Annotated in this window: 11 protein-coding genes and 1 pseudogene; 5 read left to right on the top strand and 7 right to left on the bottom strand. The window is 58.3% G+C overall.

The genetic code is table 11. The features are described from left to right. Positions 1 to 156 precede the first annotated feature (156 nt). Positions 157 to 1,123: pseudogene (locus ACSMDR_RS13180) on the bottom strand (IS30-like element ISAeca1 family transposase). Positions 1,124 to 1,356: 233 nt separating this feature from the next. Beyond that, positions 1,357 to 2,625, bottom strand: a complete 1,269-nt coding sequence (locus ACSMDR_RS13175; RefSeq protein WP_436468552.1) for an IS4 family transposase — start codon at positions 2,623 to 2,625, stop codon at positions 1,357 to 1,359. Between ACSMDR_RS13175 and ACSMDR_RS13170 the strand changes: the two genes are divergently transcribed. Further along, a complete protein-coding gene (locus tag ACSMDR_RS13170; RefSeq protein ID WP_436468551.1) occupies positions 2,624 to 3,232 on the top strand; it encodes a toll/interleukin-1 receptor domain-containing protein in 609 nt (202 codons plus the stop codon). The two genes, ACSMDR_RS13175 and ACSMDR_RS13170, sit on opposite strands and share 2 nt — an antisense overlap. 65 nt (positions 3,233 to 3,297) lie before the next feature. Then, on the top strand, positions 3,298 to 4,245 hold the full coding sequence (locus ACSMDR_RS13165) for an IS30-like element ISAeca1 family transposase (protein WP_012564931.1): 948 nt from the start codon (positions 3,298 to 3,300) through the stop codon (positions 4,243 to 4,245). 221 nt (positions 4,246 to 4,466) lie between these two features. On the opposite strand, the gene ACSMDR_RS13160 is transcribed toward ACSMDR_RS13165, so the two are convergent. Both ACSMDR_RS13160 and aguA read right to left on the bottom strand, forming a co-directional pair. Next, entirely contained in the window at positions 4,467 to 6,170 is a 1,704-nt protein-coding gene (locus ACSMDR_RS13160) for an amidase (protein ID WP_436468550.1), read from the bottom strand. A gap of 127 nt (positions 6,171 to 6,297) precedes the next feature. Beyond that, positions 6,298 to 7,395, bottom strand: coding sequence for an agmatine deiminase (gene aguA / locus ACSMDR_RS13155; RefSeq protein WP_436468549.1), 1,098 nt, complete (start codon positions 7,393 to 7,395; stop codon positions 6,298 to 6,300). Positions 7,396 to 7,750: 355 nt separating this feature from the next. Between aguA and ACSMDR_RS13150 the strand changes: the two genes are divergently transcribed. Next, positions 7,751 to 8,668 (top strand): LysR family transcriptional regulator, encoded by a 918-nt coding sequence (locus ACSMDR_RS13150; RefSeq protein ID WP_436468548.1) that lies wholly within the window; start codon positions 7,751 to 7,753, stop codon positions 8,666 to 8,668. Positions 8,669 to 8,889: 221 nt separating this feature from the next. Here the strand turns inward: ACSMDR_RS13150 and ACSMDR_RS13145 are convergent, their stop codons facing one another. Further along, positions 8,890 to 9,456: a TetR/AcrR family transcriptional regulator gene (locus tag ACSMDR_RS13145; protein WP_436468547.1), complete on the bottom strand. Its 567-nt coding sequence runs from the start codon at positions 9,454 to 9,456 to the stop codon at positions 8,890 to 8,892. Between the two features lie 159 nt (positions 9,457 to 9,615). Between ACSMDR_RS13145 and ACSMDR_RS13140 the strand changes: the two genes are divergently transcribed. Both ACSMDR_RS13140 and ACSMDR_RS13135 read left to right on the top strand, forming a co-directional pair. After that, complete coding sequence (locus ACSMDR_RS13140) at positions 9,616 to 10,653, top strand: alkene reductase (protein ID WP_436468546.1); 1,038 nt, start codon at positions 9,616 to 9,618, stop codon at positions 10,651 to 10,653. A gap of 237 nt (positions 10,654 to 10,890) precedes the next feature. Beyond that, positions 10,891 to 11,802, top strand: a complete 912-nt coding sequence (locus ACSMDR_RS13135; protein ID WP_436468545.1) for a bifunctional helix-turn-helix transcriptional regulator/GNAT family N-acetyltransferase — start codon at positions 10,891 to 10,893, stop codon at positions 11,800 to 11,802. 84 nt (positions 11,803 to 11,886) lie between these two features. On the opposite strand, the gene ACSMDR_RS13130 is transcribed toward ACSMDR_RS13135, so the two are convergent. After that, positions 11,887 to 12,840 (bottom strand): bile acid:sodium symporter family protein, encoded by a 954-nt coding sequence (locus tag ACSMDR_RS13130; RefSeq protein ID WP_005903058.1) that lies wholly within the window; start codon positions 12,838 to 12,840, stop codon positions 11,887 to 11,889. Between the two features lie 96 nt (positions 12,841 to 12,936). After that, positions 12,937 to 14,523: a peptide chain release factor 3 gene (gene prfC, locus ACSMDR_RS13125; protein ID WP_005903056.1), complete on the bottom strand. Its 1,587-nt coding sequence runs from the start codon at positions 14,521 to 14,523 to the stop codon at positions 12,937 to 12,939. Positions 14,524 to 14,687 lie beyond the last annotated feature (164 nt).

The following is a 14,687-nucleotide window of genomic DNA, read 5'->3' as shown; positions in this document are numbered from 1 at the left end:
AGGGGTTAATGTTGATCGAAGATTCATTAGAAAAACTAGAGCAATGATCAACGAGTGGAAGAAAAATTTACTTGAAGCAGAAATTCGCTTTATAAAGGCTCGATATAATGTAAGTGACCGCGAATTCAACTTCGAAGTGCAATTCCCGATTAAAAATCAGGCTGCTTTCAGAAGTTCGTCAAAAACCACCTGTGGCTGTTTAAATCCCAAGCATTTGCGCAAATCCCAAGCATTTGCGCGGCCTGAAGTTCAGCCGCTTTTCGACGGCTGACAGTGCCTCTGCTGTCACCACACTCAAATCACTGCCTTTGGGCACATATTGCCGCAGCAGACCATTGCTATTCTCATTCTGTCCCCGTTCCCATGCACTGTATGGATGCGCAAAGTACACCTGCGCTTCCAGCTCTGCTGCAACACGTTCATGTTCGACAAACTCGCTACCATTGTCAGCTGTGATGGTATGGACATGTGCCTGGTAGGGTTTCAGCATGCTGATAATGGTGTCCGCCACCGCGCTGGCTGTTTTGCTGGGAACGTATTGAACCAGGTAGAGCCGGCTCTTACGCTCCAACAGACTCACTATTGCACCGCTGCCTTGCTTACCCAACACGGTATCGACTTCCCAATCTCCCACACGGCTCCGCTCATTGACTATCGCAGGGCGTTCATCAATCGATACCGGATTGGGAATGACACTGCGTTTGCTGTTCTTACCCTTGCGATAGCGTTTGTGACCCTGACGCAGATGCCGGTATAGCGTGCCACCGTTGGCCTTGTCGCGTGCCACATAGCGGTATATCCACTCGTGGCTAACCGGGCAGTTAATCATGTCTCCAACGCCACTGATTTGCTCGGGACTCCAGTCCGCGACCAGCGCCATGCAAACAAAGTCGATGGTATCAGACGGGACAGTACGCTTCTGACTCGTCAGCCGTCGTGCCGTGGCAAGTTGGTGAGCCTGCTGCGGCTGATAGGCCTGCCCAGCACAATTACGACGAAGCTCACGACTGATAGTCGATGGATGAACCCCGAGCTGTTTGGCAATGCGGGCCTGTGACAGGCCATGGTCACGGAGGCAGGCAATCTGGTATCGTAGCCCCTCGGTCAACTGCTGGTATTTCATGGTGTATCGCTTTGTTTCTTTGGCGAGAAGAAGCGTACCCTAACTGGTAGTTGACCGCCTCTCTCCTATGCACCATGGGCATTGCACTTATTATCTGAATTCACGACTCTGAAATGAAAAATATAAAACTCGACGGAAGCACCTATAAAAGAGCGGTTTATGGGAATTTGAGTTTTATAAAAATGATTAAGGGTGAAGAACACTCTCCTTATCTAACACTCATGTACAGGACCTTAAGAAAAAACGTCAATTAAAACACCTTCCAAGGTCCTGTTTTGTATCGATTTTCGTTGCTTTGTCCGGCGAGCGTTTTTTGACAGAAAATCAACGGCCCATTCCAGTCGCTCCCTTATTTCGCTGATGGCTCGGTGCGCTATCGCTTCCAATATCGGCAGCCACCATGTCACACCACTCTTCGCTGCCTTGAGCGTCGATAGACCCTCTTTCATCAGTGTCTGTGCCACTCGTCGTTTCAGCACCAGCGACAGCAGGCTGGCCCACACCAGACCCTCGGCGATCGCTTGCTGTCCCGTCACAAAACCCTTGAGGTTGTTGTGCGATTTCCACTCCTTGAACAGCAACTCGACCTGCCAGCGGCAGCGATACAGACGCATTACGCGCTCTGCTGGCCATGCATCACGTGGCAAGTTGGTCATCCAGATGCAGAATCGCTTCTCCTCGGCGAACCAGCGCCGGAGCAATCGATATTCGTATTGACCCGCTCTCACATTCATATCCAGCACTTCTGCCCGGCAGTGCCGCCGTCCTGCCTCCTTGAGTGACATGCCGGTCAGCTTGGGGACTGTTCGCCCATCATCGCGCCACGCATTGAGGATCTCTGGGTTCAAGTTCTTGCTCCCCCGCACCAGGTAAAAGCCGCCAGCCTTGTTCACCTCGGCAAAATAGGCGTGACTGATGTAACCCGCATCCGCCAGCAGCAGGCTGCCGGTCAGCACTTTGGCATCAGGAAGAAACTGGCGCTCAGACGCGGTGTCGGCAGAGAGCTGCATACAGACCGGTTTTTGCTCCAGCAGTGACATGAGCATGTGGCATTCGATGGCGGCTGGGCTGATGGTCTTGAATCGTCCGGGAAAGACAGTGGCCAAGCGTTTATGAACCGCAAAAGAGGTGCCATCCTGAAGCAACACCTGCTTGAAAGCGCCCTGGGCAACCTCAGTCACCTGCTGACCAATGCGCAGGGCGATGGCTCGCTCAACCAGGGCCTTCATAAACTGGGCAAATGCGGGTTTGCGCAACTGGTTATGAAAGGGTTTGTAGGAGACTTGATGGGCGCCAATGAGCTGCAAGCCATTGAAATGCAGATGCAAACTGGCAATGGCCGCGACTGTGTCCCCACCGAAGGCGCGTAGCAGGGAGGTGACCAGCATCCAGGGGGTAATGGTGCGCAGACGCAGGCAAAACTTGCAGAGGCGTGCAATGCGCTCGAGCTCGGCGGGAGCGAGGAGTTGATTGAGATAGTGATTGGCGTGGATAATAGTCATGGCTTCGGGCGTGGCGGTTTTGTTTGGCGATAAAATCAGATCACAAACGAAGCCTTTTTCATATCTATTTCAATTGGTTGCCGCTAAAGATCCTGTATATGATCTAACACTATGTAAACAAGTTCTAGAGTTAGACAATAACCCTCCAGATTTTGTTAGAAAACTAAAGGGAGTATTTGATATGTATGACATCTTCATCTGTCACGCTAGTGAAGACAAAGATAAAGTCGCCATTCCACTGTATACAGAATTAAAAAAGCGCAATATAAATGTTTTTATTGACTGCTTTGCTATTAACTGGGGTGACTCCCTTGTTTCTAAAATAAATACTGCCTTAAAAAAATCTAAGTTTGTAATAGCAGTGATATCTGATATCTCTGTAAAAAAATCTTGGCCAATGAAGGAGTTAAATGCTGTTCTTTCCTCTGAAATTGGGGCCGAAGACACTAAACTACTACCACTTATGGTTGGTGATGGTGAGGCATTACTTAAAGAGTTACCATTGTTAGCAGACAAGTTATTTGTAGCTTTCGATGATAACATCGAAGAAATTGCAGACAAGGTCGACGTGAATTCAGATAATAAGTGCAATGCCCATGGTGCATAGGAGAGAGGCGGTCAACTACCAGTTAGGGTACGCTTCTTCTCGCCAAAGAAACAAAGCGATACACCATGAAATACCAGCAGTTGACCGAGGGGCTACGATACCAGATTGCCTGCCTCCGTGACCATGGCCTGTCACAGGCCCGCATTGCCAAACAGCTCGGGGTTCATCCATCGACTATCAGTCGTGAGCTTCGTCGTAATTGTGCTGGGCAGGCCTATCAGCCGCAGCAGGCTCACCAACTTGCCACGGCACGACGGCTGACGAGTCAGAAGCGTACTGTCCCGTCTGATACCATCGACTTTGTTTGCATGGCGCTGGTCGCGGACTGGAGTCCCGAGCAAATCAGTGGCGTTGGAGACATGATTAACTGCCCGGTTAGCCACGAGTGGATATACCGCTATGTGGCACGCGACAAGGCCAACGGTGGCACGCTATACCGGCATCTGCGTCAGGGTCACAAACGCTATCGCAAGGGTAAGAACAGCAAACGCAGTGTCATTCCCAATCCGGTATCGATTGATGAACGCCCTGCGATAGTCAATGAGCGGAGCCGTGTGGGAGATTGGGAAGTCGATACCGTGTTGGGTAAGCAAGGCAGCGGTGCAATAGTGAGTCTGTTGGAGCGTAAGAGCCGGCTCTACCTGGTTCAATACGTTCCCAGCAAAACAGCCAGCGCGGTGGCGGACACCATTATCAGCATGCTGAAACCCTACCAGGCACATGTCCATACCATCACAGCTGACAATGGTAGCGAGTTTGTCGAACATGAACGTGTTGCAGCAGAGCTGGAAGCGCAGGTGTACTTTGCGCATCCATACAGTGCATGGGAACGGGGACAGAATGAGAATAGCAATGGTCTGCTGCGGCAATATGTGCCCAAAGGCAGTGATTTGAGTGTGGTGACAGCAGAGGCACTGTCAGCCGTCGAAAAGCGGCTGAACTTCAGGCCACGCAAATGCTTGGGATTTAAACAGCCACAGGTGGTTTTTGACGAACTTCTGAAAGCAGCCTGATTTTTAATCGGGAATTGCACTTCGAAGTTGAATTCGCGGAAAAGCTACTAATCAAGATATAAACTAGATGTGATTTTCACAAGTAAAGAAAAATATACAAAATTATAATTCTTCTATGGTTATCAACCTATTTATAAACCATAAAGTCATATTCCTTCGGCACGAAAAAAACCACCTATTATACAGGTGGTTTTTTTCGCTATTTTAATCTCCAACCGCAATCACCCCAACGGCGGGGTACGCGGCGGCACCCTGCGTTTGCTGCCGGTGGACTCGAAGGCCGAGGCGATGCGCAGCAGGTTATTGTCGTCATAAGCGCGGCCGGCGAAGGTCAGGCCCACCGGCATACCGATATCGGCCATCACCCCCATGGGGACTGTGACGGTCGGCACGCCGAGATGGCGGATGGCGAGGTTGCCGTTGGCGACCCAGATGCCGTTGCTCCAGGCGATATCGGCGGAGGCCGGATTCACATCCGCGTCAGCCGGGCCGACGTCGGCAACTGTGGGGAACAGCACGGCGTCGAGCTTCAGCTCGTCCATCCAGTCTTCCAGATCCAGCTTGCGGGTCTGCTCCAGCCCACGCAGGCCGTCCGGCACAGAGGCAATCTCGTCAAAACGCTTGAGGCCGCGCTTGGCCATCTTGACGTACTCGTCCATGCCCGCCGCCAGATCCCCCTCGCGGTTCGGCAGGGTGCCCGGATCGTGGGGGAAGATCTTCGGCCCATCGACATCCTCAAGCTTGTTCAACTTGGGATCGCCGTTGGCGCGCAGGAAGTCGTCGAACGCCCAGCCGGAGAGCTCCCACAGCTCGTCGTTGAGAAACTCAGGTGACACTATGCCGCGATTGAACACAGTCGGCGCGCCGGGTCTGTCCCCTTCGCAGTTGGAGACCAGGGGGAAGTCCACTTCGATGACTTCGGCGCCAGCGGCTTCCAGCGCCTGACGGGCCTGTTCCCACAAGGCGATCACCGACGGGCGGGTATGGATACGCTGGCCGGTCGGGCCGCCGATGCCGGGGTGCTCGCTGGTGCCAGCCAGTTCATCCTTGTTGATAAACATGCGCGGCACACCGAGGCGCTTGCCCTTGAGGGCATCAGGCTTGGCTGCCAGCTCAAGATAAGAAGCCGGACGCACCTCGGAGGCCTTGGGCAGCTGCACCCAGGGCTGCATGCGCCACAGATCGCCACGGGTGTCGCTATCATCGGCAACCACTACATCGAGCACTTCCAGCAGATCGGCCATGGTGCGGGCGTAGGGCACGACCACGTCCATGGTCGGAGTCAGCGGCCAGTTGCCGCGCACCGAAATCACGCCACGGGATGGTGTGTAGGCACACAGGCCGTTGTTGGAGGCAGGGCCACGGCCGCTCGACCAGGTCTCTTCCGCCAGACCGAAGGCGGAGAAGCTGGCCGCTGTGCCGGTACCGGCACCGTTGGAGGAGCCGGAGGCAAAGGGCGCGGTCAGGTAATCGGCATTGTAGGGACTTTCGGCACGGCCATAGACGCCGCGCTGCATGCCACCATTGGCCATGGGCGGCATATTGGTTTTGCCCAGGCAGATGGCACCGGCGGCCCGCAGCCGCTCAACGGTAAAGGCATCACGCTGAGCCACCAGATCCTTGAAGGCCGGGCTGCCGGAGGCGGCAGTCAGCCCCTTGACCAGATAGCTGTCTTTGGCGGTGTAGGGGATGCCGTCGAGCGGACTCAGGGTTTCACCACGGGCGCGGCGGGCATCAGAATCTTGCGCCTCTTTCAGCGCGTCGGGGTTGTGCACCACCACGGCATTGAGTTTAGTGTCAGTCTCGGGGCCGTTGTAGGCCTCGATACGGGCCAGATAGGCCTTGACCAGTTCGACCGCTGTGGTGCGGCCTGATTCGAGCGCACCGCGCAGCTCGGCAATGGAAACCTCGGTCACTTCGATCATGGGGATCTCCTTTAAAAGGGTGACTGTTTGTCATGATGATCGCCGCATCAGCGCCTGCGACCATCACGTCATCAAGAGATAAAACCCCACGGCGTGGGGTTTTGAATGTCTACACTCTTCGGCCAGCTTATTTGCCGGACGGGATCTGTTGGGTAATGCAGTGAATATTGCCACCGCCCAGCAGGATCTCCCGGGCCGGAACGCCGACCACTGTGTGATCCGGGAAGATCCCCTCCAGAATGCGCTGGGCCTCGCCATCGGTGGCGGCATCCAGCTGCGGGTAGACGATGCGATCGTTGGTGATCAGGAAGTTCACATAGGAACCGGCCAGACGGCCTTGTGCTTCACGCGGCACGCCGCTGCCGCTCTCGACGCCGGCAGACTCTTCGAAGGTCGAGTAGAGCGGGCCCGGCTGGGGCAGCTTCCACACTTTCAGCTTGCGCCCCTTGGCATCCACCGCCGCTTCCAGCACCTTGAGGGCGGCCAGAGAGCGGGCGTACTGGGGATCATTCTGGTCGTCAGTCCAGTGCAGGGCCACTTCACCCGGGCGCACGAAGCAGCAGATGTTGTCGATGTGGCCGTCGGTCTCGTCCAGATAAACGCCCTCATTCAACCAGATGAAACTGGTGACGCCGAGGTAGTCGCGCAAGTGCGCTTCGATCTGCTCCTTGGTCAGGTGCGGATTGCGGTTCTCGTTGAGCAGGCACTCGGCTGTGGTCATGCAAGTACCTTCGCCGTCGACGTGGATGGAGCCCCCTTCCAGAATGAGCGGCGCGTCGTAGCGATCCATGCCATGCTGGGCCAGCATCTGGGCCGCCACCTCTTCATCTTGATTCCAAGGCGCATAGAGACCGCCCTTGAGGCCGCCCCAGGCGTTGAAGCCCCAATCCACACCACGGCACTCGCCAGCAGCATTGGTGACCACAGTCGGGCCGCTGTCGCGGGCCCAGCAGTCATCGCTGGCCATCTCGACCAGGGTGACGTGAGCGGGCATGAGGCCACGGGCCTGCTCCATAAACTGGGCGGGCACACCCATAAAGACAGGGGTGGCCTGCCCTATGGCATCGGCTACCTTGGCGAAGGTGGCTTGCGCGAAGCGACCGGCCTCACGCCAGTTGTCTGGGCGGTATGGCCAGATCATCCAGACGGCCTGCTGATGCGCCCACTCGGCGGGCATGGTGAAGCCATCAACGGCCGGGACTGAAGAGAGAGTCTTGATGCTCATCGTAATATCCTTGCGGGCCTGTGTGGCAATCTGTGCATCACAGGGCCGGTAATAGGGGAAACGGGCGGGCCTTGGCCCACCGGCTTGTCACCGGTTATGCAACCGTATGGCGAACCAGCTGCTCGGCGCGTGCGATCTTGGCTTCGATGTCCCAGGAGCAGGCCATCTGGGTGGCAGCCCTCTTAACCGTTGCCATCACCAGACTCCTTGGAGTGGATTGCGGCCCCCTCCCCGGCAGCGAACCGGACGGGGCATCCTGGAAAAAACAGTGTGGGTTGCAGTGTAAGAAGTTGCGCGCCCATCCATCAAATGAATAGGATTAATTGTCCCATAAACAGCACGAATAATCCTCCCCATGAAATTGCACCAGCTCGACCTCAATCTGCTGCTCGCCTTTGACGCCCTGATGACGCTAGGCAGCGTCACCCGCGCCGCTGACTCGCTCTTTATCAGCCAGCCCGCCATGAGCCACGCCCTCGCTCGGTTGCGCACCTTCTTTGGCGATCCGCTGTTGGTGCGTACCCCGCAAGGGATGTTGCCCACCCCCCGCGCCCAGCGCCTGCATCTGGGGGTGCAGCAGGTGCTGCAACTGCTGGAGCAACAGCTCAGCGAGGAGGAGGTGTTCGAACCGAGCCAGTCCAAACGGCGCTTCGTGCTCTGTACCACTGACTATGTGGAGTGCGTACTGATCCCGCCGCTTATGCAGCGCCTCAAGAAGCTGGCACCCGGAGTCACCATAGAGATCCGCATACTGCGCGATACGCTGCCGGAGGCGGAGCTTGCCAGCGGCGAGATAGACCTGGTGCTGGGGTTTGACGAGTACATGCAGGTGCCGGGATATCTGGGCAAGGAGACCTGGCTGACCGAGCCCCTGGCCGGACTGGTGCGCGCCACCATGGCGCTGCCCGAGGAGCGGATCACGCTACGGCAGCTTGTTGATATGCCTCATGTATTTCATTCGCCGCTCGGCACCTCTGAGGCAAGTCTGGACAGATTCCTGAAAACCCTGGGCTTTAGTCGCACCATCTCGGTCAATAGCCAGAGCTACATGTCCGCCGCCACCATCGTCAGCCAGAGCGATCACCTGCTGGTGCTGCCCAGCATGGTGGCCGAGCTGCTCGCCAACCACTGGCCGCTGAAAAGCCTGCCGCTGCCGGACGCCGTGCCGGATTACCACCTCAACTGCGTCTGGCACCCGGTGCACGCCCAGCAACCCGCTTTGATGTGGTTGAAAGATCTGATGAAGGAGCTGGTGAACTCGGAGCCTGGCTAGCTCCGCGAAGGGGGTCTGGCACGCCCCTGATCCCACGCCCAGCAACTTGTCTTGATGTGGCTGAAAAATCTGATGAAGGAGCTGATGAACTCGGAGCCTGGCTAGCTCCGCGAAGGGGGTCTGGCACGCCCCTGATCCCACGCCCAGCAACTTGCCTTGATGTGGCTGCAAGATCTGATGAAGGTGCTGGGGATCCCGAGGGAAGAGGCCCAGCCGAGGGATCAGGCGCGCAGGGAGGCCATGACCTGACTGACCACGTCGCCGAGCAGCTCGGGTTCGGGGCGACATTGGCCAACGGTGACCAGGCCCTGGATGCTGACCAGCAGAAAAGCGGTCAACGTGGGGGTGGCGACGTCAGCGGCAAGCTCCCCTTTTTCCCTGGCTTGTTCGAGCACGACAGCCAAGTCCTCTTCCAATTCGCCATAGCTCGCCTTGAGGCGCAGGCGCAGCTCCTCGTCCTGCTCGGCAAGCTCCACCAGGGTGCGGGTGATCAGGCAGCAGCCGTCCAGGGTATCGCTCACCACCTGCCGCAGAAAACCCTCTATGGCCGCCAGCGGCTCACCCTGTGCAAACCGGGCCCGTCGACAGGCCCGCTTGCTCTCGATGTAGTGATCCACCGCCGCCAGCAACAGGCCGCGCTTGTTGCCAAACGCCGCGTAGATACTGCCCGGGTGCAACCCGGTTGCAGCCACCAGATCCTGCATGGTGGTCTTGGCATATCCCTTGGATCGAAATGCTTCCATGGCACTTTGCAAGACGGTTTCGCGGTTGAACTCGGCGCTGCGCATCGGGGGTCCTGTGGCTAGGGGTTGATATGGCGGCAAGTCTACCCCAGGGGCAGGGTCGGGCCAACTTATCTTGAACGCACATTCAAAAAAGACTTGCGCACAAAGCAAAAAACATCTTGAATGCACGTTCAAGAATCATCTGCCCCAGGACACATCGCCATGGATACTCTGTTTCAGCCTTACCGTCTCAATGCCAGCCTGACCCTGGCCAACCGTTTCATGATGGCACCGCTGACCCGCTGCATGGCAGGTCCCGGCCTGGTGCCGACCGAGCAGATGGCTGCCTACTATGGCCGCCGCGCCGACATCGGCCTCATCATCTCCGAAGCGACCATCATTCGTCCGGACGGTCAGGGTTATCCGAACACCCCCGGCCTCTATAGCGCCGAGCAGATTGAAGGCTGGAAAAAAGTGACCAGCGCCGTGCATGCCAAGGGCGGCAAGATCTTCGCCCAGCTGTGGCACGTGGGGCGGGTCTCCCACTCCTTCTTCCACGGCCAGCAGCCGGTCGCTCCATCTGCCATCGGTCTGGAAGGCACGCTGCCGCGCATGCGTGATCTGAGCTATCCGGTGCCGCGCGCCCTCGAGGTTGCCGAGATTGCCGAGCTGGTCGAGCAATACGCCCAGGCCGCCGCCAACGCCATGGAAGCCGGTTTTGATGGGGTCGAGATCCACGGCGCCAACGGCTACCTCATCGATCAGTTCCTGCACTACGCCAGCAACCTGCGTGATGACCAATATGGTCAGACTCCGGAGAATATGAGCCGCTTCGCCCTGGACGTGGTGGATGCGGTCAATGCCCGCATCGGCGGCGATCGGGTTGGCCTGCGCCTCTCCCCCGGTGCCTATGCCCACATGGAGGGCGATGCCCGGGATCGCGGCGTCTTCGACCATCTGCTCGGCGAGCTGAACAAGCGCACCCTTGCCTATGTGCATCTGGGCATCTTCGATGACAGCCTCACCTTCGATTACCTGGGTGGCCGCGCCTCGGATTACCTGCGCGAGCAGTACGATGGCCATCTGGTCGGGGTCGGCAACTACAGCGCAGAAACCGCTGCCGAAGCGATCAAGGCTGACCGCTTCGATCTCATCGCCATCGGTCGTCCGCTCATCGCCAACCCGGACTATCTGGCGCGGGTGAAAAAATCCGAGCCCCTGGTGCCCTACTCCGACACTATGCTGGCCGAGCTGGTCTAAACCCAGCAATGCCCCGCTCTGGCCAGTGCCCGGCCATCACACCACTCTTTTTATGACCAAGGATGGGATCCGCGCCCCCCGGCGCGGGTTTCCAATGTTTAGGCCCTTTCAGGGCCTTTTTTTGTGCCCGCATTCCGCCCCTGGTTGTGGCTTCGCCAAGCAGCCCGACAAAAAAGTTGTTGATAGCAACCAAATGGTTATATTGGCTGTAGATGACAACCAAAAGGATAGACAGAGATGGATCCCCGCCCCCTGCGCGCCCTGTCGCGCGATCTGGTTCGTGAACTCGGCATGCTCTCCCAGCAGTGCGGCTCCCTGACGCTCAGCCCCCTGGAAGCCCATCTGCTGATCGAGCTCGAGACCGGGCCCGCCACCAATCAGCAGCTGGCCGACCGCCTGCGCATCGACAAGTCCAACGCCAGCCGACCCCTTGCCCGGCTCGTCGAGCGGGAGCTCATCAGTTGGCAACCCCACCCCTCGGATGGACGCAGCAAGCAGGCCAGACTGACCGCCCATGGCTTGGCGCAATTGCAGGAGTTGCACCAGCAAATGGATGAGGCCATGAGCGATACCCTGGCCCAGCTTGCGCCCGAGGAGAGCGAACAGATCTGGGAGGGACTGCGACGCTATCGCAGCGCCCTGTCCCGCGCCCGCCGCCAGCAGGGGTATCGCATTCGCGCCATCGCCCCCGACGACAACGCCGCCATCGCCGCCGTGGTGCGCCGTGTCTCTGCCGAATATGGCCTCACCGCCGAAAAGGGTTACGGCGTAGCCGATCCCGTACTGGACGAGCTGTTCGAGACCTACGACAAGGCCACGAGTCACTACTGGGTCATTGAAGGGCCGGACGGCGCCATTCTTGGCGGCGGTGGCATAGCGCCACTGCACGGGGAAGAGGGGGTTTGCGAATTGCAGAAGATGTACTTCCTGCCCGACTTGCGCGGCCTGGGATTGGGGCGGCGACTGGTGTTGCAGGCGCTGGCGGAGGCACGCACCCTCGGATACTTGCGCTGCTATCTGGAGACCACGGCCAGCCTGCGCGAGGCCACCGCACTCTATGAATCCCTCGGTTTCGAGCACTTGCCAGGGCCGCTCGGCAGCACAGGTCACGATGCCTGCGAGATCTGCATGGTAAAAAATCTTCGCTAGACCAGCAGGCCAGTGCGGCCACCTATTGCAAGAGCAGAAGTGATGACCCTGGCGCCCCGAGGGACGCCAGGGATGACGGCGCTCTTAGCTCTCTTTGACAACCGTCTGGTCAACGTCCCGAGTGACCGGGCTCAAGGGCCGCTTGGCCCAGAGGCCGGCAAGCAGGGAGCCGGACAGGTTATGCCAGACCGAGAACAGGGTGCCCGCCACGGCGGACGCCGGGGTGAAGAACTTCATCGCCAGCGCCGTCGCCAGGCCGGAGTTTTGCAGCCCCACTTCGAAGGCGACCGTGCGGCAGATCCGCTCATCGAAGCCCAGCAGGCGGCTGACCCAATAGCCTGCGGTGATGCCGATGCCGTTATGCAGGATCACCGCCAGCGCCACTATGGGGCCTATAGTGGCGAACTGGCCAGCATTGAGGGCGACCACTATGGCGATGATCAGCACGATGGCCGCCATGGAGATGAGGGGCAGCACGGGTTCAAGCTTCTCGGTCAGCGCGTGCAGCCAGCTATTGAGCACGACCCCGATGACGACCGGCACCAGCACTATCTTGACCAGACTCAGTAACATGTCCAGCACCGGCACATCGACGCTCTTGCCCGCCAGCAACTGCACCAGCAGCGGGGTGATGATGACCCCCAGCAAGGTGGAAAGCGCCGTCATGGTAATGGAGAGCGCCACATCCCCCTTGGCGAGATAGCACATCACATTGGAGGAGGTGCCGCCTGCGACGCTGCCCACCAGCACCATGCCCACCGTCAGTTCGGCATCGAAACCGAGCAAGAGGCTGATCAGCAGCGCCGCCAGCGGCATGACGCTGAACTGCAACACCAATCCCAGCCCGATGGCCCGCTTGTTGTTCACCACATCGATGAAGTTCCTGGGTCTGAGGGTCAGCCCCATGGCCAGCATGATGATGGTGAGCAACGGCACTATCTGCGTCTTGAGGTCGACGAACAGAGCGGGTTGCCAGTAAGCCAGCAGGGAAAACAGTAAGGCCCAGAGTGGGAAGAGGTTGGTAATGCGTCCAAGCATGGCGATCTCCTGATCCAAAATAGAACGCGGGCAAAAAAAGAAGGCCCGCGAGGGCCTTCTTTTATATCAGCTTTTACCGTCCGGGTGCGCGCGATATCAATGTTCGCGGGTCTGGCGGAACAAGACGTCCGGGTGACGCTCTTGAGACAGACGCAGGTTGACCATGGTCGGTGCGATATAGGTGAGGTTGTCACCGCCATCCAGGGCCAGATTGACCTCGTTCTTGCGCTTGAACTCCTCGAATTTCTTGACGTCCGTCCCCTCCACCCAGCGGGCGGTGGCGACGTTGACCGCCTCGTAGAGGGCCTCGACGTTGTATTCGCTCTTCAGACGCGACACCACCACGTCAAACTGCAGCACACCGACGGCGCCGACGATGAGGTCGTTGCTGATCAGCGGACGGAACACCTGCACCGCGCCCTCTTCGGAGAGCTGCACCAGCCCCTTGAGCAACTGCTTCTGCTTGAGGGGGTCGCGCAGACGGATGCGACGGAACAGCTCGGGGGCGAAGTTGGGGATGCCGGTGAACTTAAGCATCTCGCCCTGGGTGAAGGTGTCGCCTATCTGGATGGTGCCGTGGTTGTGCAGCCCGATGATGTCACCGGCGCAGGCTTCGATAGCCTGCTCGCGGTCACCGGCCATGAAGGTGACGGCGTCGGAGATGTTGACGTCCTTGCCCAGACGCACATGGCGCATCTTCATGCCCTTGGAGTAGGTGCCGGAGACGATGCGCATGAAGGCGATACGGTCACGGTGCTTGGGATCCATGTTCGCCTGGATCTTGAACACGAAACCGGAGAACTTCTCCTCGGTCGCCAGCACTTCACGCTCTTCGGTCTTGCGCGGCATGGGCGGCGGCGCCCAGTCGGTCAGGCCGTCCAGCATGTGATCGACGCCGAAGTTACCGAGCGCGGTACCGAAGAAGACCGGAGTCATCTCACCGGCGATGAAGGCCTCGTGATCGAATTCGGGGGAGGCGCCCTGCACCAGCTCCAGCTCGCCGCGCAGCTGGGCAGCCAGATCTTCGCCGATGGCGGCATCGAGCTCAGGGTTGTGCAACCCCTTCACCACCCGTTTCTCCTGGATGGTGTGACCCTGACCGGTTTGATACAGATAGGTCTCATCCTTGTAGAGGTGATAGACCCCCTTGAAGGACTTGCCGCAGCTGATGGGCCAGGTGATGGGAGCACACATGATGTTGAGCTCGCGCTCCACCTCGTCCATGACCTCCATGGGGTCGCGCACTTCGCGGTCCATCTTGTTCATGAAGGTGAGGATGGGGGTATCACGCAGCCGGGTGACTTCCATCAATTTGCGGGTCCGGTCTTCAACGCCCTTGGCGGCATCGATCACCATCAAACAGCAATCCACCGCCGTCAGGGTACGATAGGTATCTTCGGAGAAGTCCTCGTGACCCGGGGTATCGAGCAGGTTGACCAGGCAGTCACGATAGGGGAACTGCATCACCGAGGTGGTGATGGAGATGCCGCGCTGCTTTTCCATCTCCATCCAGTCGGATTTGGCATGCTGGCCTGAGCCACGGCCCTTGACGGTACCGGCACGCTGGATTGCCTGTCCGAACAACAGGACTTTCTCGGTGATAGTGGTTTTACCCGCATCCGGGTGCGAGATGATCGCAAAAGTGCGTCTCTTGGAGACTTCACTCAGAAATTCAGCTGACATAGTTCGACGTTCTTCTATTGAGCGGCGGCTGTAAACCACCGTGGGAAATAAGAGATTGCGACGCGCGCAACGCGAGCCAACCCGAACAGGGCGGGTCTGATGAAAAGCGAGAAGGCGTTGCGTTACATGGGTGCGAGTGTCCGGCGTCTTAGCAAAATTGCGCC

The sequence above is a fragment of the Aeromonas molluscorum genome (assembly GCF_051376105.1).
GTDB classification, from domain to species: domain Bacteria; phylum Pseudomonadota; class Gammaproteobacteria; order Enterobacterales; family Aeromonadaceae; genus Aeromonas; species Aeromonas molluscorum.
The sequence above is the reverse complement of the archived record's forward strand: the minus strand, read 5'-3'. Positions and strand labels throughout refer to the sequence as shown.

What these genes read in the sequence shown, in the direction of transcription:
- ACSMDR_RS13170 (WP_436468551.1), top strand. Translation starts at nt 2,624, where the DNA reads ATGGCTTCGGGCGTGGCGGTTTTGTTTGGCGATAAAATCAGATCACAA.
- ACSMDR_RS13175 (WP_436468552.1), bottom strand. Translation starts at nt 2,625, where the DNA reads ATGACTATTATCCACGCCAATCACTATCTCAATCAACTCCTCGCTCCC.
- ACSMDR_RS13165 (WP_012564931.1), top strand. Translation starts at nt 3,298, where the DNA reads ATGAAATACCAGCAGTTGACCGAGGGGCTACGATACCAGATTGCCTGC.
- ACSMDR_RS13160 (WP_436468550.1), bottom strand. Translation starts at nt 6,170, where the DNA reads ATGATCGAAGTGACCGAGGTTTCCATTGCCGAGCTGCGCGGTGCGCTC.
- aguA (WP_436468549.1), bottom strand. Translation starts at nt 7,395, where the DNA reads ATGAGCATCAAGACTCTCTCTTCAGTCCCGGCCGTTGATGGCTTCACC.
- ACSMDR_RS13150 (WP_436468548.1), top strand. Translation starts at nt 7,751, where the DNA reads ATGAAATTGCACCAGCTCGACCTCAATCTGCTGCTCGCCTTTGACGCC.
- ACSMDR_RS13145 (WP_436468547.1), bottom strand. Translation starts at nt 9,456, where the DNA reads ATGCGCAGCGCCGAGTTCAACCGCGAAACCGTCTTGCAAAGTGCCATG.
- ACSMDR_RS13140 (WP_436468546.1), top strand. Translation starts at nt 9,616, where the DNA reads ATGGATACTCTGTTTCAGCCTTACCGTCTCAATGCCAGCCTGACCCTG.
- ACSMDR_RS13135 (WP_436468545.1), top strand. Translation starts at nt 10,891, where the DNA reads ATGGATCCCCGCCCCCTGCGCGCCCTGTCGCGCGATCTGGTTCGTGAA.
- ACSMDR_RS13130 (WP_005903058.1), bottom strand. Translation starts at nt 12,840, where the DNA reads ATGCTTGGACGCATTACCAACCTCTTCCCACTCTGGGCCTTACTGTTT.
- prfC (WP_005903056.1), bottom strand. Translation starts at nt 14,523, where the DNA reads ATGTCAGCTGAATTTCTGAGTGAAGTCTCCAAGAGACGCACTTTTGCG.